The sequence below is a fragment of the Secundilactobacillus paracollinoides genome, assembly GCF_001702155.1.
In the GTDB taxonomy this organism is placed as follows: Bacteria; Bacillota; Bacilli; order Lactobacillales; family Lactobacillaceae; genus Secundilactobacillus; species Secundilactobacillus paracollinoides.
In genome coordinates this window covers 2074159-2095149 of sequence record NZ_CP014912.1, presented here as the reverse complement: position 1 = coordinate 2095149, position 20991 = coordinate 2074159, and the positions used below count along the sequence as shown (strand labels likewise).

Annotated in this window: 9 protein-coding genes; 1 reads left to right on the top strand and 8 read right to left on the bottom strand. The window is 47.0% G+C overall.

Going from position 1 to position 20991, the window contains the following annotated elements:
• Positions 1-552: 552 nt before the first annotated feature.
• From fusA to rpsL, 3 genes are all read right to left on the bottom strand, one after another.
• Positions 553-2652 (bottom strand): elongation factor G, encoded by a 2100-nt coding sequence (gene fusA / locus AYR61_RS08880; protein ID WP_065902678.1) that lies wholly within the window; start codon positions 2650-2652, stop codon positions 553-555.
• Between the two features lie 177 nt (positions 2653-2829).
• The gene (rpsG, locus tag AYR61_RS08875) at positions 2830-3300 is read right to left on the bottom strand and encodes a 30S ribosomal protein S7 (protein ID WP_065902676.1); all 471 of its coding nucleotides are present in this window, start codon (positions 3298-3300) and stop codon (positions 2830-2832) included.
• A gap of 36 nt (positions 3301-3336) precedes the next feature.
• Complete coding sequence (rpsL, locus tag AYR61_RS08870) at positions 3337-3750, bottom strand: 30S ribosomal protein S12 (protein WP_054709157.1); 414 nt, start codon at positions 3748-3750, stop codon at positions 3337-3339.
• Between the two features lie 256 nt (positions 3751-4006).
• On the opposite strand from rpsL, the gene AYR61_RS08865 reads away from it, so the two are divergent.
• The gene (locus tag AYR61_RS08865) at positions 4007-4681 is read left to right on the top strand and encodes a prepilin peptidase (protein WP_054709160.1); all 675 of its coding nucleotides are present in this window, start codon (positions 4007-4009) and stop codon (positions 4679-4681) included.
• A 50-nt stretch (positions 4682-4731) separates the two neighbouring features.
• Here the strand turns inward: AYR61_RS08865 and AYR61_RS08860 are convergent, their stop codons facing one another.
• From AYR61_RS08860 to AYR61_RS15775, 5 genes are all read right to left on the bottom strand, one after another.
• Positions 4732-11109, bottom strand: a complete 6378-nt coding sequence (locus tag AYR61_RS08860; RefSeq protein WP_191982239.1) for a MucBP domain-containing protein — start codon at positions 11107-11109, stop codon at positions 4732-4734.
• A 31-nt stretch (positions 11110-11140) separates the two neighbouring features.
• The gene (locus tag AYR61_RS08855; RefSeq protein WP_056987467.1) at positions 11141-12280 is read right to left on the bottom strand and encodes a KxYKxGKxW signal peptide domain-containing protein; all 1140 of its coding nucleotides are present in this window, start codon (positions 12278-12280) and stop codon (positions 11141-11143) included.
• A 585-nt stretch (positions 12281-12865) separates the two neighbouring features.
• Positions 12866-16510: a DNA-directed RNA polymerase subunit beta' gene (gene rpoC / locus AYR61_RS08850; protein ID WP_065902674.1), complete on the bottom strand. Its 3645-nt coding sequence runs from the start codon at positions 16508-16510 to the stop codon at positions 12866-12868.
• Between the two features lie 20 nt (positions 16511-16530).
• Entirely contained in the window at positions 16531-20145 is a 3615-nt protein-coding gene (gene rpoB, locus AYR61_RS08845; protein WP_065902673.1) for a DNA-directed RNA polymerase subunit beta, read from the bottom strand.
• Between the two features lie 229 nt (positions 20146-20374).
• Positions 20375-20965, bottom strand: coding sequence for a TetR/AcrR family transcriptional regulator (locus tag AYR61_RS15775; RefSeq protein WP_065902672.1), 591 nt, complete (start codon positions 20963-20965; stop codon positions 20375-20377).
• Positions 20966-20991 lie beyond the last annotated feature (26 nt).

Here is a 20991-nt window from a genome sequence, read left to right as displayed (position 1 = left end):
CAAAAGCCCCTTGGAATTCAGCACAATGTCTATAATACTAAATAAATGCCGTCGTGACAAGGGTTTCTTCAAAATTCATCAAAGAAACTTCTGCCATGACCGTTGCTTTTTTCAAAACTTACCGATGCATTGTGCCACTATTTTGATACTTAACATTCACAGACCAGTCTATGATACATGAAAACCAATGAGATTGCACCCCTTTTCAAGAAATATTTTTTGGCCGCCTTGTTTTTGGTGACTCGTCACTGCTCACGCTGCACTTCCACATCATCGCATGTAGGTTTGGCCTAACCCTATTTCACACGCCGTTTAAGTTCATCCCTATTTAATAGAAGAAACCCGTGCAGAAATCTAGTGATCAATCGTTATTCTCCGCTGGTGCCACTACGATAGTGGGCTCCCTTAATGATGTTCTGTTTGGCTAAAGCGATATGGTGACATAGACTGTTGCTTGCTTACCGCTCCGCGTTCGATTAAGAAACTGGTGCCTTCCAGACAACAAAAAAAAAGACACCGCCCCCTTGGACGATGCCTTTCAAATCCTTAAGCTTATTCAGCAGCTGGAGTGCCGCCGTTCTTCTTAATGATTTCTTCTTGGATTGACTTAGGAACAGCCTCGTAGTGATCAAAGGTCATGGTGAAAGCCCCACGGCCTTGTGATGCAGAACGAAGAGTCGTTGCATAGCCAAACATTTCTGACAATGGTACGAATGAGTGGATCAATTGTGCATTCCCACGTGCTTCCATACCATCCACACGACCACGACGTGCAGTAACTTGGACCATGATGTCACCCATGTATTCTTCAGGGACAACAATTTCAACCTTCATGATTGGTTCCAAGATAACTGGTGCTGCGGTCTTAGCAGCGTTACGTAAAGCGATTGAGGCAGCAACCTTAAAGGCAGCTTCACTAGAATCGACTTCATGGTAACTACCATCGTATAACTTAGCCTTCAAGTCGATCAATGGGTAGCCGGCAAGAACACCGTTTTCCAATGATTCTTTCAAACCTTGTTCTACTGAAGGGATGTATTCACGAGGAACAACACCACCAACAATGGCATCTTCGAATTCAAAGCCCTTACCTTCTTCGTTAGGGGTGAATTCGATCCAAACATCACCATATTGACCTTTACCACCAGATTGACGAACAAACTTACCTTGAGCAGAAGTTTGCTTGGTGAAGGCTTCACGGTAGGCAACTTGTGGGGCACCAACAGTGGCTTCAACGTGGAATTCACGCTTCATCCGGTCGATGATGATGTCCAAATGCAATTCACCCATCCCGGCGATCAAAGTTTCACCAGTTTCAGGGTTAGTTTCAGCCTTGAAAGTAGGATCTTCTTCAGAAAGCTTTTGTAATGCAGTGTTCATCTTATCTTGGTCAGCCTTAGTCTTAGGTTCAACGGCAACCTGAATAACTGGGTCAGGGAATTCCATTGATTCCAAGTGTAATGGGTGATCAACATCGGTCAAAGAGTCACCAGTAGTGGTGTTCTTCAACCCAATAGCGGCAGCAATGTCACCAGAGAAGACTTCTGGGATCTCTTGACGGTGATTTGAATGCATTTGCAGCAAACGACCAACACGTTCACGCTTGCCCTTAGTAGCGTTCAAGACGTATGAACCGGATTCCAAGGTTCCTTGGTATACCCGGATAAATGTCAAACGACCAACGAATGGGTCGGTGGCAATCTTGAAGGCCAAAGCGGCAAAGTTAGCGTCGTCGTTAGCACGCAGTTCGATCTTTTCGCCAGTATCAGGATCAGTTGCGTTGTATGGCTTAACATCAAGTGGTGATGGTAAGTAGTCAACGGTGGCATCCATCAACATCTGAACACCCTTGTTCTTGAAGGCAGAACCGGCAAGAACTGGGAATAATTCAAGGTTCAAAGTCGCTTTACGGATAGCAGCCTTTAATTCGTCGACAGGAATCTCTTCGCCTTCAAGGTACTTTTCCATAATGTCATCATCAACGTCAGCGATCTCTTCGATCATGGCGTCACGACGCTTTTGTGCTTCTTCCTTGTATTCTTCAGGCACATCAACAGTGTCCCATTCAGCACCTAATTTATCTTCGTCGTAGATATCGGCTTTCATTTCAAGCAAGTCGATAACCCCTTGGAAGTTGTCTTCGGCACCAATTGGCATTTGAATAGCCAAGGCGTTAGCTTGGAGACGATCCTTGATAGTCTGAACAGAGTAATCAAAGTCGGCACCGATCTTGTCCATCTTGTTAACGAACACGATACGGGGAACATCGTAGTCAGAAGCTTGACGCCAAACAGTTTCGGTTTGAGGTTCAACCCCTGCTTGGGCATCTAAGACCGCAATGGCACCATCCAACACACGAAGGGAACGTTCAACTTCAACAGTGAAGTCCACGTGTCCTGGGGTATCAATGATGTTGATCCGGTGCTTCTTCCATTCCGCAGTAGTAGCGGCAGAAGTGATCGTGATCCCACGTTCTTGTTCTTGTTCCATCCAGTCCATTTGTGAAGCACCATCATGGGTTTCACCAATTTTGTGAATTTTACCAGTGTAATACAGAATCCGCTCAGTAGTCGTTGTTTTACCGGCATCGATATGTGCCATGATCCCGATATTCCGCGTCTTTTCAAGTGGAAAAGCTCGTGTATTAGCCATGTTTAATCTGTAACTCCTCTCAGTTTAATAACTGTATTCTAATTTCGACAAAAAATGGGATGGCTAAAAATAAGGTCTATTTTAGCCATCCCATACTTTCACTATCAACTCTTTTGGGTTAATGACCCTCGCAGGTTACGCAACCGTCAAGCAGCTGACAGAGAACTTGTTTGCTTATTACCAGCGGTAGTGAGCAAAAGCACGGTTGGCATCGGCCATTTTATGCGTATCTTCACGCTTTTTAACTGATGCACCGGTATTGTTAGCAGCATCCATGATTTCGCGAGCTAACCGTTCAGTCATCGTGTGTTCGCCACGAGAACGTGAATAGTTAACGATCCAGCGAAGACCTAAAGTAGTCCGACGATCTGGACGAACTTCGATTGGCACTTGGTAGTTAGAACCACCAACACGGCGAGCCTTAACTTCCAATACTGGCATAACGTTCTTCATTGCTTCATCAAATACTTCAACAGGATCGTTCCCTGTTTCTTCCTTGATCACATCAAAGGCACCATAAAGAATTTGTGATGCAGTGCCTCGCTTACCATCTAACATCAAGTGGTTGATCAGACGCGTAACCATCTTTGAGTTGTAGATTGGATCAGGAAGGACTTCACACTTTTGTACGTTTCCTTTTCTTGGCATTACTTAATATCCTCCTTGCGCAACTTAATTATCGTTTTACTTCTTAGGCTTCTTGGTACCGTACTTTGAACGACCTTGACGACGGTCTTCAACACCGGCAGTATCGAGGGCACCACGGATAATGTGATAACGAACCCCAGGTAAATCCTTTACACGGCCCCCACGGATAAGAACAACACTATGTTCTTGCAGGTTATGGCCAATACCAGGAATGTAAGCCGTAACTTCAATTAAGTTAGACAAACGAACACGCGCGTACTTACGCAAAGCAGAGTTAGGCTTCTTTGGCGTCATGGTACCAACACGAGTTGCAACACCACGTTTTTGAGGTGCAGGGTTGTTGACTTGCTTCTTCTTGTAACTGTTATACCCATAGTTCAAAGCTGGGGCATTTGATTTAGAACTTCTAGATTTACGACCTTTACGAACCAATTGGTTGATTGTAGGCATCTAAGAGTCCTCCCTTCCTTAGTCTTCTTCTTAATTTAAGTCCACACATCCAGGCGGTTCATTTTTGGGTAAAAAGAAAAGCCTGATGCTGACATATTTTCGTGCTATGTTTTCCGTCAGCATGTCTGCCTAAGCAGAAACCGGTCTACAAAAAGCACCTTTAAAAGAATACCACGCATGAAAGGGCAATGTCAACGGGTAACCGACAAACAATTCGGGACTTTTCCACGTAGTTATCCACAGGAGGATATAAACTATGTTGAACTTTTTCGTGTTATTCACAATTGGAAGCGTCATCGGGTCGTTTTGCCAAGTCGTCGCTGTACGCGGCCTGCGTGCTGCCACGCTCACCACGACCCCGTCTCACTGTGATTATTGTGGCCAACGGCTCAGGTGGTTTGAGCTGATTCCCATTTGTTCATACCTGTGGTTACTAGGCAAGTGTCGAAATTGTCGACACAATGTCCCGCTAACCACCCTGTTGAGTGAGATGGCTGGCGGGAGTCTGGCGATGTTCTACACGCAACTGACACCGAATTTACCGTTACTTTTGATCGGGTTTCTTCTATTAATAATGAGTCTGTGCGACTGGCAAGCCTTAGAAGTACCTAGTTACCTACTCATAATTGCAGCAGGACTTGTTGTGATTGCGGTGCTAACCACCTCCCAATTAGAAATCTGGCAGCTAATTATTCTGATACTTTGGAGTAGTTATCAAAGGTGGCCGGTCTTTCACCGTTGGTTAGGTGCAGCCGACATTGATATTATTGTACTCTATAGCCTTTTAGCCGGTCCGATCATCACCGCGCAAGCAATTCTTATCAGTAGTGGTCTCGCCATTATCTGCTTTACATTTTGGGCGCAGCGACAGCTCCCCTTTGTTCCCTTTTTAGCCGTCAGCTATTACTGGTTGCTATGGTGTTTACTGTAGCGACCTAAAGGGACGCTCACAGTCTTGTGAGCGTCCCTTCCAGCAATCCTTTAATTTTCACGCTTGCGTTTTTTGATTCCAAATAGACCAAACAATGCGGAAACGAGACCTAGGATGCCAACGACTTGAGCATCATTGTCAGCTTCACTTGTCTGAGGCAGCGTCTTCTGATGATCAACAGGTTGCCCATTCGCATTAGTTGTCTTATTGACGTTTGCCACACTCAGCTGTGTATCGCTTAAATCAGCCTGAGTCGTTTTATCTAAATCATCACCCGCACCATTGCCCTGAACACTCACCGGCGACTGTGCCCCGCCGCCAGTCGTATCAGAACCAGCTGCTGTGGCAATGCCATTAGCACCGTGGGCAAGGCCTTTGGCAGTTTTGGCACCATTTTGAGTCTGGGCAATATCATTGCCGTTAGTACTGGTAACTGGTGGGGTTGTCAGTGCATTATCCGATGTTGACGCCGTGGCGTTAGACGGTACTGTGTTGTCATAGTAATCGGCCTGGTCAACAGAGACAGGTTCTGGTAACCCTGTACGAATTGCCGGATTACCGGCCGTTTCTTGACCCGGTGCCGGTGTAACAGCAACCATAATAGGTTGGGTTGGCTCATTTGGCAACTGCACACTGGCTGTCTCACCAGGCGTCAGCACATACCCCGTCGGGATATTGTTTTCCATCGTCCGGGTCGTGATTTCGCCCGGTTCACCAATGATCGTGGTCGTGCCAACCACGTTACCTGCCCCATCCGTATAGTCGATCGTATAGCGTTCAGCATTTGGCACATCAGTAGTGGGCACGTCAGTTTTCTCTTCAGGGTTGGTTGTCGTCTCCTCGCCCTTTGGTTCTGTGACGGCTACAATAACTGGTTGTGATGGATCATCAGGCAAGTCAGCAATGCCAGTATTGCCAGGCGTCAAAACGTATCCTGTTGGGATATTGGCACTGACACCGCGAGTAGTCGCTTCCCCGGGTTCACCGACAATTGTGGTCGTACCAACCACATTACCTGCACCGTCCGTGTAGTTGATCGTGTAGCTTTCAGCATTTGGCACATCCGTGTCTGGTAAATCAGTTTTCACTTCTGGATCTGTCGTCGTATCCTCGCCTTTTGGTTCACTCACACTCAAGATTATCGGCTGACTCGGATCAGTTGGCAAGGTCACCACACCGGTCTCTCCGGGGGTCAACGTGTACCCCGTTGGAATGGCCACAGTTACCTTGCTGCTCGTCACTTCACCAGGCTCACCGATGATCGTTGCCGTTCCGACAACGTCCCCGGCGCCATCCGTATAGTCAACCGTATAACGTTCAGCGTTTGGTACATCAGTAGTAGGGACATCCGTTTTCTCTTCTGGGTTGGTTGTCGTCTCCTCACCCTTTGATTCTGTGACAGTTACAACGATCGGTTGCGACGGATCATTCGGCAATTCAGCAGTGCCGGTACTGCCAGGCGTCAAAACGTAGCCTTCTGGAATATTCGCGCTGACACCGCGCGTCATCGTTTCCCCCGGTTCACCAACAAGCGTTGTTGTGCCAACGACATTGCCCGCACCATCGGTGTAGTTGACCGTATATAGTGTTGCGTTCGGCACGTCCGTTGACGGCACATCAGCCTTCACAAACACATGCGGATCATCCGTGGTATCCTGACCCTTTGGTGTTGTCACGGCTATCGTGAGCGGCTGAGAGGGATTATCCGTTAATGTGACGCCATTAGGTTCACCGGGTGTCAGAACATAACCAGTCGGCACAGTTGTTGCAATCGTGCTGATTGTTTCCCCCGGATCACCAACAATGGTCGTCGTGCCAATCACGTTACCCGCGCCATCAGTGTAGTTGACCGTGTAACTTTCAGCCGTTGGCACGTTTGTCGTTGGAACCGACGTTTTTTCTGCTGGATTGCCAGTGGTATCCTGCCCCTTTGGTTCCGTGACTGCTACCGTGAGCGGGGTTGCTGGGGTAGTCGTCAAAGTGAGGCTATCCGTCCCACCAGGTGCCAGCACATAGCCAGTTGGAATTGTACCATCATTGGTTAAGGTCTCACCTGGTTGGCCAACGATTGTCGCCGTCCCAACCACGGTGCCAGCACCATCAGTATAGTTGATGGTATAACGCTCTGCGGTTGGCACGTCAGTTGAAGGGACGCTAGCCTTTTCAAATGTCTGCGGATTCTCGGCTGTATCCTCGCCCTTTGGTGTTGTCACTGCAACGGTATACGTTTCACCTGGCGTCGCTGAAATGGTTAACGCACCGTTTGCGCCCGGTGTCCAAACGTACCCGTCAGGTGGGGTCAGTTGGACAGTTTGACCAGGGATCCCATTTTCAGTCACCGTTTTAGCAATCTGACCATCTGGGGTCGTGTAGTTAACCGTATAGCTCACCGTCGTGGCAGGCTTAGTCAGTTCAATCGTAAAGACATCATTGCCATTCGCGGTGAACTGACCATTTGCAGCACTGTTAGTCAGACCGTTAGCTGGGGTGTAGCCCTCTGAAATGATTGCCTGTTCAGCAGCTGCATACTGGCTAGCATCCACGTTACCATCAGTAACGCCAGAAACAGAAACAGTCCCTAATTTCTCGTTATCAGTCGAAATAAAGATGACAGTTCCAGTTTGTTGATCCGGCGTATAACTCACCGTAACGTTACCGCCAGCTGTGGGCACCTTCGTAGCGGTAGCCGTATAGCCAGGAATATCTGGTGTTGAAACCGACTGGCCTGGAATTCCCGTAATGGTAGTGCTAGTTGTACTACCAGGCACCGGCGTTGTCGTATTGCCCAACACTGGCGTTACCGTATACGAGACAGTCATGGTCATTTTTTTCAAAACGATTGTAAACTCATCATTGCCGTTCACGCTAAACTTGCCGTTCGCTGCCGTATTGGTCAGGCCAGTTGCTGGCGTATACCCTTCCGCAATGAGCGCCTGTTCCGTTGCTTCATATTGTGCACTGTCAACATGACCATCCGTAACACCTTTAACATCAGCGGCGTCAATCACCAAGCCGTCAGGTCCAACAAAGTTAACCTTGCCATTCTGTGAATCAGCTTCATAAATAACGTTGAGATTACCGCCCGTTGTTGGTACGTTTATTTTCTGTGGTGTGTACCCCGGAATCGTTGGCAGCGTTGCTTTTTGTCCGGGTAAACCTGGCGTGGTGGTCCCAGTCGTACTTCCAGGAACCGGCGTTGTGCCGTCACTCAACACTGGTGTAACGGTGTAAGTCACACTAGTAGCGGGTTTCGTCAGTACAATTGTGAAGAGGTTGTTACTCAGGCCAAACTTGCCGTCAGCTGCAGTATTGGTTAACCCAGTTGCTGGCGTGTACCCCTGATTGATAATCGTCTGTTCTGTCGATAGGTAATCTGCGGGATCCATCTGGCCATTTGTAACGCCTGTCACTTTAACACTACCCAAATCGTTGCCATCCGTATCAACAAAGTCAACATAGCCGATCTGTTCATCCGGCGTGTAAATCACATTCACGTTACCATTAGCCTTTGGCACAAGCGTTGTTCCAGTTACGGTATATCCTGGCACCGTTGGGAACGTTGTCACTGTTTGTCCCGGCAGACCTGGTGTGGCAGTGCTTGTCGTACTTCCAGGAACCGGTGTTGTGCCATCGCTCAATACTGGTGTGACGGTATAGGAGACACTTGTTGCCGGCTTAGTCAATTCAATCGTAAACACATTATCGCCAGTCGCACTAAACGTTGCATTCGCTGCAGTATTTTCTAGTCCGTTTGCTGGCGTGTAGCCTGAATTAATAAACGCTTGTTCACTTGCCACGTACTGATCGGCTGAAATATGACCATCTGTGACACCCAAAACGGTAGTGTGACCCAGATTGGTACCGTCAGTGTCGACAAAATTGAGCGTCCCCGTTTGTTCATTTGGCGTATATGTCACCTTGACATTACCACCATCGTCAGGAATGGTGCCTGTTCCTGCTGTATACCCAGGAATGTCTGGGACTTTAACCGTCTGGCCCGGCAGTCCAGGTTGTGGTTCAGTCACTGACGCGTTTGGAATCTGATTACCGTCGCCGTCAATTGGGGTGACCGTGTAATCAACGCTAGCAGCTGGTTTTGTTAATTGAATCGTAAAGACATTGTTGCTAGCTGTAAACGTCCCATTGGCTGCCGTGTTGATCAAACCAGTTGCCGGTGTGTAGCCTTCGTTGATCAGTGTTTGTTCAACTGATGCGTACTGACTTGGGTCAATATGTGCATCCGTAAGACCACTAATACTTGCAGTTGCGTCGACAATTTGGAGTCCGTTTTCATCGATAAAGTTGACTGTTCCCTGTTGTAAAACTGGTGTGTAGATTACATGAATATTTCCGCCATCATCCGGGATAGTGACCTTGTCAGCTGTATAGCCAGGAACATCTGGGATTTTAGCGTCCTGTCCTGGCAATCCAGGTTGAATCTCAGTTACTGACGTATTGGGGATTGGATTCCCATGACTATCTACAGGGGTGACAGTGTAGTCGACACTAGTAGCAGGTTTTGTTAGTTCAATTGTAAATGCATTATTACCAGTCGCACTAAACTTAGTGTTCGCAGCACTGTCAAGAAGTCCATTTGCTGGCGTGTACCCTTCGTCAATGAGTGCTTGTTCGGCTGCAATATACTGGTCAGCGGATACATTACCATCCGTTACGCCATCGACCTGAATAGGTGTTGAAAGCACTTTTCCTGTCGTGTCAATAAACGTCAAAGTCCCTTTTTGATCATCAGCTTCATAAATGACATTCACGTTGCCGTCAGTATCTGGAATAGCAGTTGTTGTCTCCTTTAAGGTATATCCTGGTACATCAGGTGTCTGGACATTCTGACCAGGAATACCTGGCTGACTAGTCGTGGTCGTGGTGTGCGGAATAGGATTACCAGCCTCATCGATTGGCGTTACCGTATAGTCCACACTCGTCGCTGGTTTTGTCAGTTCAATCGTAAACACACTATCGCCGGTCGCAGCAAACGTTCCGTTAGCCGCAGTGTTGGTTAATCCCGAAGCTGGCGTGTAGCCCGCAGTAATCAAAGCCTGTTCAGTGGCCGCATATTGACTAGCATCAATATGGCCGTCAGTTACACCATCGACAGAAACTCTATCAATCACAAAACCCGTCTCATCAACAAAATTGACCGTCCCATTTTGTGAATTCGGTGTGTAGACAACGTTGACCGCCCCATCCGTCGCTGGAATATCTGGATCTGTTTTTGCTGTGTACCCTGGAATATCTGGCAAAACAACCTGGTCACCAGCAACCCCGGTTTCGGGGACACCGGTTAACGTCTTGATGGCGTTCCCAGCAGAATCAACTGGTGTCACAACGTAATCGGTGTTCTTTGCCACCGTAATTTTGAAAATATTTTGACTGCTATCCGCGCCAAACACCCCATATGAGGCAGTATTTAAGCTACCATCTACCAGTGAGTAGCCATTGTTTAACAAGTCCTGTGCGGTATTAACGACATCATCCGTCAATACAACGTTGTCGCCAGTGTTGCCGCTAACTTGGACCTGTTTTACAACGGTACCCGATCCATCACCGAACTCAACGGAACCGGTTTGAGGCGTGCCGCTATATTTCAAAGTCACCACATTTACTGATGGGTCTGTGGATTCAACCGTATAAGTGGTCGGATTATCTGAGTCTGCCGTGTAACCAGCAATGGTTGGACTAGCAATGGTTGGACTAGCAATAGTTGATGTTTCATCGTAGGTGCCTAAAAATGTCGTAGCTGGTGCAATCACCTTACCGTTTTGATTGACGTAATTAACAGTAACTGTTTCTGTATTAGCTGTATAGGTATAAGAAACATTGGCCGTTTGCGGAAGGTACGGATTAGCAACATTGTACTGACCAGCATGACTAATATACTTATTATATGAACTATTGGTTGAATCATCAGTTGGATCATAAAAGATGCTTAGATTCCCACCATCACTGAGCGTATAGGTTTGTCTTTCAGCGGATACCCAAGTAGATGGAACTTGGGCCAGATTAGCACCATACTGAATTGACATCTTAGCCGAACCGTCTGAATTGAAGGTTAACGTCACAAGATCTTCCACCCGTGCCCCTTTGGCGACGGTCACACCGCCAAGAGTAGTTGTCCTAACGGTTGTGTAATAAATCCCCAATGCGACACTAGATCCCGGCGTAAATGGTGACATATAGCCACTTTCATTAGAAGACCCATCAGCCGTGTATCCAGTAGGTTCAACAACTGGTGTCCCTGTGGTATACGCCTGGCCTGATAATCCAGATTGGGAATATGCCGGATCAACCTCTGTTCCATCTTCTTTTACAAAACTGGTCACCTGCGTCAAAACTTCTGGTTTAAAGACAACCACACCATCTGTACTTGCAAGCGCACCGTCTTTAGTGTAACCATTCAATTCACCTAACACATTCGTTAGAATATAAAAATCGTTAGAGGAATTAATTGAAAAGGGTATCCTGATTATCGGTAATCGATAACCCTGACGCGCCATCCGCGGTAATCGGCACACTTGTGGCACTATCGGTCAACGCCGTCGTTGAAACGACATTACCATCCGCATCCATCACGGTGACGTTGGTTTGTGATGCAGTGGCACGGTCAGTCGACAATGCAACATAACTCGTATAGTTACCCACAGTTCCATAGGCAATTTCCGTATACAGATAGTCATCCGAATTTGGAATGGTCTTAACGCCGTCAGGGTATGTTGGATCAGTCACAGAAAAGCCCTGATATTCGACGCCGTTTTGAGTAGTGATCACGCCAGTGTTTGCAGCGTCGTCGGTGCCATCAGCATCATTGGTATCCGTATCTTCAGCAGCGGTTAACTGTGCGGTGACTACTTGGGCAACGCCCGTTGTTGTATAGGTGTCACTCGCAATCTGCTTGGCAGCAGAAACGGCAGTATCATCCGCCACACCTAGGTCTGTCTCGTTAACTGTTTGACTCTGATCAGGATTTAATGTCGTCGCAGTCGATTCTGGAGTAACTTCAGCATTCGAGGCATCGTTATCGGTCGTTCCAGTCGGACTAGTCGACCTGTCTGTAACAGTTTTAGCGCCAGTCGTCGCATCCGCAGCAGTCGACTCATCTGCTGTCTTTTCGTCAGTGGTCACTGACGCCGTTATTGCAGACGAAGAGTCGGCAGTCGCTGTTTTCGCGGTGTCTGTCGTTTTTTTTGACGCATCTTTAGTTGTTGTGCCTGTTTCAGTGGTCTCAGCAGCACTGGTCTGGGTCTCACTAGCAGCTTCACCCGTTGAACTTTCAGTACTGGTAGTATCAGTCTGGCTACTGTCTGTGGCCGAAGGTGACGCAGAAGAGGCACTATCTGTACTACTATCGCTATCTGTGGCCGATGACGATTGATCAGAAGCCGCACTACTCTCAGTATTTGTTGTCGGTGTTGTATCATCAGCACTAACCCGTACTTGTCCTGTAACGCTCACCAAACCAAAAGCCAGCGTCATCATGCCTGCAGCAAGCCACAGTCGACCGGCCTTGTATAATTTAACGCGATACTTCTCCTCCGAAGTATCTTGCAACATCTTTTGATGTGCCTTTTCCATTGTCTTTTTCATGGCTATTCCCCCAGAATACAAGCCTAATGAACGGATCATGAAAATGACCCAGGAGTTCCCCACTACCTATGTGTGACTTTTTAATTTTCGATCAATGAGTAATTCCCCGATTAGACATTTGTTAAAACACTTTTCCAATTTACAAATTTATAGTATCACTTATCACTAGGATCTTCAAAAGCCCGGTGAAAATTTGATATTATGTTACAACTGTCTATTGTATTCCTTTACACGTCAAACTACTAGAAAAATGATTGTTTATTTTTTATTATCATTTAATGTAATTATTAACCTATATATTGATTTCTTATTTACCAAAATGTGTGTACTATTTTCACAAAACTACCAAAAAATAAGTACACAAAAACGCCCACAACTGACGATTTCAAGCAGTAGTAAGCGTTTATAGTCAAACCATAAATCTTATTTATTGTGAATACAACAATTAAGTCACTTACGCAACACGTTAAGAGTGTGCGCTACCTCAAGCAACATTTAATGCGATTAAAAAAACGCCTCATCACCAACCCAGCAAGTGGTTTGGTGATAAGACGTTTCTTTAATCGCTTAACTGCACGATTATTATTACTTAGCGTCTTCTTCCTTCATGCGCTTCTCCAATTCGTTAATGGAGTAAACACCGTCAGTTGAAGTTGCGCCAACTTCTTTAGGCTTGATCTTACGGTAGTCAGGCATCCCAGTACCAGCTGGAATGATCTTACCAATAATAACGTTTTCCTTCAGCCCAATCAGTGGATCATTCTTACCACGGATAGCAGCGTCAGTCAGGACACGAGTTGTTTCCTGGAATGATGCGGCAGATAAGAAACTGTTGGTTTCAAGGGCAGCCTTAGTGATACCTAAGATAACTGGCCGAGCAGTGGCAGGAATCCCACCAGAGATCAGAGTGTCGTAGTTATGATCCTTGAAGTCCTTAATATCCATCAGGGTCCCAGGAAAGACATCAGTGTCACCTGGATCCATGATCCGAACTTTCCGGAGCATTTGACGAACCATGATTTCAATATGCTTATCCAAGACGGCCACACCTTGCATCCGGTAAGTCTTTTGAACTTCTGAAAGCAAGTAGTTTTCGGTAGAAAGCACATCACGAACACGGATCAATTCCTTAGGATCAACAGACCCATCGTTCAATGCAGCACCACGGTGGACGAAGTCGCCTTCAGCAACCATGAGCTTTGCCGTAATTGGCAACGTGTATGAACGGGTATCTGCTTCACCCTTAATCGTGATTTCCTTAGTCCGTTCTGCAGGGTTTTCTTCGACTGATTCAACAGTCCCAGTCACCTCAGTGATCTCAGCTTTACCTTTAGGGTTCCGAGATTCAAAAATTTCTTGAACACGAGGTAACCCTTGGGTAATATCATCGTTCCCGGCAACACCACCGGTATGGAAGTTACGCATGGTTAATTGCGTCCCTGGTTCACCGATAGATTGTGCGGCAACGGTTCCGACTGCTTCACCGACTTCAACTTGATCACCGGTGGCAACGTTACGACCGTAACAACGTTCGCAGACACCATGGGCAGTGTTACAAGTAAATACGGAACGAATGGTAATTGAATCGATACCGGCGTCAACAATGCGGTTCGCAATGTCTTCGTCGATCATCTTGTTAGCACCAATGATGACTTCGCCGGTCTTAGGATCATTGACAGTCTTCATCGTGTAACGACCCAATATCCGATCGTACAATGGTTCGATCATTTCGTTCCCATTCTTGATGGCACGAATGGTCAACCCACGATCAGTCCCACAGTCTTCTTCACGGACGATAACGTCTTGGGCAACATCGACCAAACGACGGGTTAAGTAACCTGAGTTGGCAGTCTTCAAGGCGGTATCGGTCATCCCTTTACGAGCACCATGGGTCGAGATAAACATTTCCAAAACAGAGAGGCCTTCACGGAAGTTTGCGGTAATTGGCAGTTCCATGATCTCACCATTAGGCGCAGCCATCAGGCCACGCATCCCAGCAAGTTGCGTAAAGTTTGAAATGTTACCACGAGCACCAGAGTCACTCATCATAAAGATAGGGTTTTGACGCTCGAAATTGTTGGTCAGCTTGTCTTGCAGTTCATCCTTAGCATCGTTCCAGATTCCGATAACCCGTTCGTAACGTTCGTGGTCGGTGATTAACCCACGACGGAACTGTTTCGTAACGGTGGCCACTTGTTTGTGGGCGTCGTCAAGAATCTGAGGCTTTTCTGGCACTTCGGTAACATCGACGATCCCAACCGTTAAGCCGGATTGCGTCGATTCGTCGTACCCTAAGTCTTTCATGCGGTCAAGCAGTAATGACGTTTCAGTCACTTTGTACTGCTTGTAAACTTCAGCGATGATATCACTTAAGAAGCCCTTCTTGAATGGCAGAACAAGTTCTGCATTCTGTAAGTGTTCCTTGATATCTTCGCCGGGTTCCAGGAAGAAACTATCAGGCACGAAGCCGTTCAAGCTTGTGTTCGTTGGTTCGTTCAAGTATGGGAATGACTTTGGCAAAATGTTGTTGAAGATCAACTTCCCAACACTTGTAACCAAGATCTTTGACCGTTGTTCGTCGGTAAATGGCTTGTCTGGCATTGAGCTGGTCTGAACACCAACCCGACTGTGCCAGTGAACTAAGCCGTTCCGGTAAGCCAAAACAGCTTCGTCCAGGTCTTTAAAGACCATCCCTTCGCCTTCACGACCGGCTTCTTCCATGGTCAGGTAGTAGTTCCCGATAACCATATCTTGAGAAGGCGTCACAACGGGCTTCCCATCCTTAGGTGCCAAGATATGGTGAGCAGCAAGCATCAGCAACCGAGCTTCAGCTTGGGCTTCATCAGATAACGGCACATGGATGGCCATTTGATCGCCATCGAAATCGGCGTTGTAAGCTTCACAGGCCAGTGGGTGTAACCGCATGGCTTTACCAGAAACTAACACGGGTTCGAAGGCTTGAATTCCCAAACGGTGAAGTGTAGGTGCCCGGTTAAGGAGCACTGGGTGTTCCTTGATCACGTCGCCTAACACATCGTAAACATCGTCGTCTTCACGATCGATCTTCCGCTTAGCGTTCTTAATGTTAGAAGCTAACCCGCGGCTAACCAGTTCCTTCATGATAAATGGCTTGAATAATTCCATCGCCATTGGGACTGGCAAGCCCATTTGGTTCATCCGCAATGATGGGCCAACATCGATAACTGAACGACCGGAGTAGTCAACACGTTTCCCAAGCAAGTTCTGACGGAACCGTCCTTGCTTACCCTTCAACATGTGTGACAGCGACTTCAGTGGACGGTTACCTGGACCAGCAACTGGACGGCCACGACGACCGTTATCGATCAAGGCGTCAACGGCTTCTTGAAGCATCCGTTTTTCGTTTTGAACGATGATACCAGGTGCATGAAGGTCTAACAACCGCTTAAGACGGTTGTTACGGTTGATGACCCGACGATACAAATCGTTCAAGTCAGAAGTGGCGAAACGGCCACCTTCCAGTTGAACCATTGGCCGTAAGTCAGGTGGAATGACTGGAATGGTATCCATAACCATCCATTCCGGTGCGTTACCAGAAGTGACGAAGGCTTCCAAGATGTCCAAACGACGAACCGCACGGGTCCGCTTTTGGCCAGTAGCTTCCTTCAATTCTTCCTTTAATTCGGTAACTTCTTTTTCAAGGTCAACGTCGCGCAACAACTTCTTGATGGCTTCTGCACCCATCTCAGCTGTAAACCCGTTGCCGTATTCCAGTTTCTTATCACGATATTCACGTTCTGAAAGCAACTGCTTCTTTTCAAGTGGGGTGTTACCTGGTTCGATAACAACGTATGAAGCAAAGTAGATGATTTCTTCAAGTGACCGTGGGCTCATGTCAAGAACAAGACCCATTCGGCTTGGAATCCCCTTGAAGTACCAAATGTGGGTAACTGGTGCAGCGAGTTCAATGTGACCCATCCGTTCACGACGGACCTTAGAACGGGTAACTTCGACACCACAACGGTCACAAACGACACCCTTATACCGGATCCGTTTGTACTTCCCGCAGGCACATTCCCAGTCTTTGGTTGGGCCGAAGATTCGTTCATCGAACAACCCATCCTTTTCTGGTTTCAAAGTTCGGTAGTTGATGGTTTCAGGCTTCTTAACTTCACCGTATGACCAGCTCCGAATTTTATCAGGAGATGCAAGACCAATCTGCATACTCTCGAATGTATTAACATCGACCAAAGGACTGACGACCTCCTTTATTAATCTTTAGCGTTTGAGTTAGCTTCATCGGTTGTCTTAGCAGTCTTAGCCGGTGTATCAGCTGTCTTTGCGGCTGCTTCTTTTTGTTGTTCTGCGTACTTGCTTAGGGCATCAACGTTGACAACATCGTCGTCTTCGTCATCCATGTCACGCAGTTCAATTTCTTGTTTATCAGAACCAAGGACCTTCATATCAAGACCAAGTGCTTGGAGTTCTTTAACCAGCACACGGAATGATTCAGGCACACCTGGCTTAGGAATTGGTTCACCCTTAACGATGGCTTCGTACGTCTTAACACGACCAACAACGTCATCTGACTTGTAAGTCAAGATTTCTTGCAGCGTGTAAGCAGCACCATAAGCTTCAAGGGCCCAAACTTCCATTTCACCAAACCGTTGGCCACCAAATTGGGCTTTCCCACCAAGTGGTTGTTGGGTAACTAATGAGTATGGTCCGATTGAACGCGCATGGATCTTATCGTCAACCATGTGGGCAAGTTTCATATAGTGCATAACACCAACGGCAACCCGCTTATCAAACGGTTCACCGGTCCGACCATCATAAAGAACAGTCTTGGCATCATCAGCCATACCGGCTTCCTTAACAGCATCCCAGATATCTTCATCACGGGCACCATCAAAGACAGGGGTTGAAACGTGAATGCCTAACTTACGAGCAGCCATCCCCCAGTGAATTTCGAGCACTTGCCCGATGTTCATCCGAGAAGGCACACCCATTGGGCTCAGCATAATATCAATTGGGGTCCCATCAGGCATGTAAGGCATGTCTTCTTGTGGGATCACGATTGAAACAGTCCCCTTGTTCCCATGACGGCCGGCCATCTTGTCACCCACTTGGAGCTTACGCTTCTGAGCGATGTAGACCCGAACCATCATGTTAACGCCTGGTGATAACTCATCCCCGTTTTCACGAGTAAAGATCCGGACGTTCTGGATGATCCCGCCGCCACCATGAGGCACCTTAAGTGATGTATCCCGAACTTCACGGGCTTTTTCACCAAAGATGGCATGGAGCAACCGTTCCTCGGCTGACAGTTCAGTGACACCCTTAGGCGTTACTTTACCAACCAGGATGTCACCATCATGCACTTCAGCACCGATACGGATAATCCCTTCTTCATCCAAGTTCTTCAAAGCGTCTTCACCGACGTTAGGAATTTCACGGGTCATTTCTTCCGGTCCAAGCTTGGTGTCACGTGCTTCTGATTCATATTCTTCAATATGAATAGACGTGTAGACATCATCCTTAACCAGACGTTCGTTGATGGCGATCGCATCTTCGAAGTTGTACCCTTGCCAAGTCATGAAGGCAACAAGTGGGTTTTGCCCAAGGGCTAACTCCCCGTTTTCCATGGCTGGGCCATCAGCTAACACTTCGTCAGTATCAACGTGGTCGCCCACCTTAACAATTGGCCGTTGGTTGTAGTTCTTACCACCGTTTGACCGTTGGAACTTCATTAATTTGTAAGTGTCTAAGGCACCGTCTTCACGACGAACGCGAATTTCGTTGGCATCAACGTATTCAACGCTCCCATCGTGCTTACTGATCAGCGCAACACCAGAGTCATGGGCAGCCTTGTATTCGATCCCAGTCCCAACAAGTGGTGAGTGAGGATCCAATAAAGGAACGGCCTGACGCATCATGTTCGCACCCATCAAGGCACGGTTAGAGTCATCGTTTTCCAAGAAAGGAATGCAGGCAGTGGCAACAGAAACAACTTGCTTAGGTGAAACGTCCATGTAATCGACGTTTTCGATCCCAGTTTCAATGTTTTCTGACTTCGCACGGGCCATAACAAGGTCGTTCACAAACGAGCCATCATCGTTCAATGGTGAGTTTGCTTGCGCAACAACGAAGTTATCTTCTTCATCAGCAGTCAGGTAATCGATCTTATCGGTAACCTTATGCGTATCCCAGCTCACACGACGGTATGGTGTTTCAATGAACCCATACTTGTTGATGCGGGCGTAAGATGACAGACTGTTGATCAACCCAATGTTAGGACCTTCAGGCGTTTCGATTGGGCACATCCGACCATAGTGGGTATAGTGCACGTCACGAACTTCATAACCGGCACGGTCACGCGTCAAACCACCAGGGCCAAGGGCTGATAAACGACGCTTATGCGTTAATTCACCCAGTGGGTTGGTTTGATCCATGAATTGTGACAGTTGTGATGACCCAAAGAATTCTTTAATGGAAGCAACAACTGGCCAAATGTTGATCAGTTGTTGTGGTGTAACGGTTGCGGCGTCTTGAATCGACATCTGTTCGCGAACAACACGTTCCATCCGTGATAGCCCAATTCGGAACTGGTTCTGCAGGAGTTCACCCACGGAACGAATCCGACGGTTACCCAAGTGGTCGATATCATCGGTCGACCCAACGCCTTCTTGTAAGTTAAAGAAGTAGTTGACCGAAGCCAAGATATCAGCCGGTGTAATATGCTTATATTTAAGATCAATATGACCGTTACCGATCACAGGTAATTCACGTTCTGGATCATCTGGAGATTGGACCTTGATGATCTGTAACGTGACTGGTTCAGTAACAACCGCTTCATCTGAAGGAGTGTAAGTAACCGTCTTAAAGTCTTCCCGGTCAAGATAAGGGGTTAAGGTATGCAAAACATCCTTATCGATCACGGTACCCTTAGCAGTCAAAACTTCACCAGTATCTGGATCAGCCAAGGTCTCAGCCAAGGTCAGGCCCAACAACCGGTTCTTCAACACGAGCTTCTTGTTGGTCTTGTAACGACCAACAGGTGCCATGTCATACCGCTTTGGGTCAAAGAAACGGGCAGTCAACAGACTACGTGATGAGTCCGCCGTCTTAGGTTCACCAGGACGTAGACGTTCGTAAATATCCTTCAATGATTCTTCAACACGAGAATCATCAGTGTTCTTGTGAACATCCTTTTCAAGGGTGGCCATTAAACTATCGTTGTCACCGTACATCTTAATAATTTCATCATCAGAACCGAAGCCCAATGCCCGAACAAGTTCAGTCATTGGAATCTTCCGTGTCCGGTCAATTCGAACGTACGAGAGGCCCTTAGCGTCGGTTTCGAACTCTAGCCAAGCACCCCGGTTAGGAATGACTGTGGCACCATAGACGGTTCGACCATTCTTGTCAGTTTCTTCATTGAAATAAACACCAGGGGAACGGACTAATTGTGAAACGATAACCCGTTCGGCACCATTGATAATAAACGTTCCTTGTTCAGTCATCAGTGGGAAGTCGCCAAAGAAAACATCCTGTGACTTAATTTCTCCTGATTCGTGGTTTGTTAACCGCAGCGTAACGTGCAGTGGTGCTGAGTAGTTTGCATCGTGTTCACGAGCTTCATCAACGGTATATTTAGGTTCAAGTAGTTGGTAATCAACGAACTCTAACGAAAGGTTTCCTTGGAAATCTTCGATTGGCATAATGTCATCGAACATATCGCGAAGGCCTTCATCAAGAAACCATTGGTACGAATTCTTTTGGATTTCGATCAAGTTAGGGAGATCCAAAACTTCCTTAATTCGTGCGTAGCTTCGACGGGTCCGGTGCTTGCCAAATTTAACCAAGTGTCCTGCCAAGTTGTTCACCTCTCCATTTTATTCAGCGAATCGAACCAAATATTACAGTTTTGTTACATTTTTGAAAAATGCGTCTGAAAACCGAATTTTTGGCAAAAAAAATCCAAAAGAAAGAGAATTTTCTTACTTTTGGTTTTTATGAGAACCGCTACGGACAATAGATCGCAACGGCTCATTTCAATTCACAGTTACATACTGAGAGTAGTATACCTATTTAGTTTTATGATGTCAAGCGTGGTTACTCGATCAGACCGTGTAGAATCAAATCGATCAACAAGTGGACGTGTTCCTCATCTGTCAATTTCTTACCACCCAGTCGATGGAACTTACTGAACAGCGGACTCAGACTTGTCATATAGAACTCGCCAGCTTCCTCGGGCGTGATGCCTGCCCGGAGCTTAACCTTAGGCGTGCTGAAGAAGGCAGCAATCGGTGCCAAATAATCGCGCCCAAAGACCATGCCAAGTTTTTGCATGTTCTCCGGTTTCAAGTACGCAAATGAGGAGTGAATGATCGTAAACACGTCCCGCGGATGGACATCGGTCAGCACCTGACTCATTTTTATCAAATGATCCTCTGGTGTTAGGTCCTGTCCCATCTCGTTCACAGCTGTCAGCCGCTCCCGAATCGTCTCCCCCACTGAGGTGATCACTTCAATAAAAATAACTTCCTTATCCGCAAAATGATGGTACAGGGCGGGTTGCGTAATCCCCACCGCCTTCGCAATGTCACGGGTCGAGGTGTCTTGATACCCCTTCGTCAGGAAAAGACGTTGTGCTTCATCTAAAATCGCACGGTGCGTTTTTTCTAATTGGACTTCTCGTTTCAAGATCAAGTTCCTTTCTGGTTAGCGCG

Coding starts and splice junctions, on each gene's coding strand:
- fusA (WP_065902678.1), bottom strand. CDS start 2,652: ATGGCTAATACACGAGCTTTTCCACTTGAAAAGACGCGGAATATCGGG.
- rpsG (WP_065902676.1), bottom strand. CDS start 3,300: ATGCCAAGAAAAGGAAACGTACAAAAGTGTGAAGTCCTTCCTGATCCA.
- rpsL (WP_054709157.1), bottom strand. CDS start 3,750: ATGCCTACAATCAACCAATTGGTTCGTAAAGGTCGTAAATCTAGAAGT.
- AYR61_RS08865 (WP_054709160.1), top strand. CDS start 4,007: ATGTTGAACTTTTTCGTGTTATTCACAATTGGAAGCGTCATCGGGTCG.
- AYR61_RS08855 (WP_056987467.1), bottom strand. CDS start 12,280: ATGAAAAAGACAATGGAAAAGGCACATCAAAAGATGTTGCAAGATACT.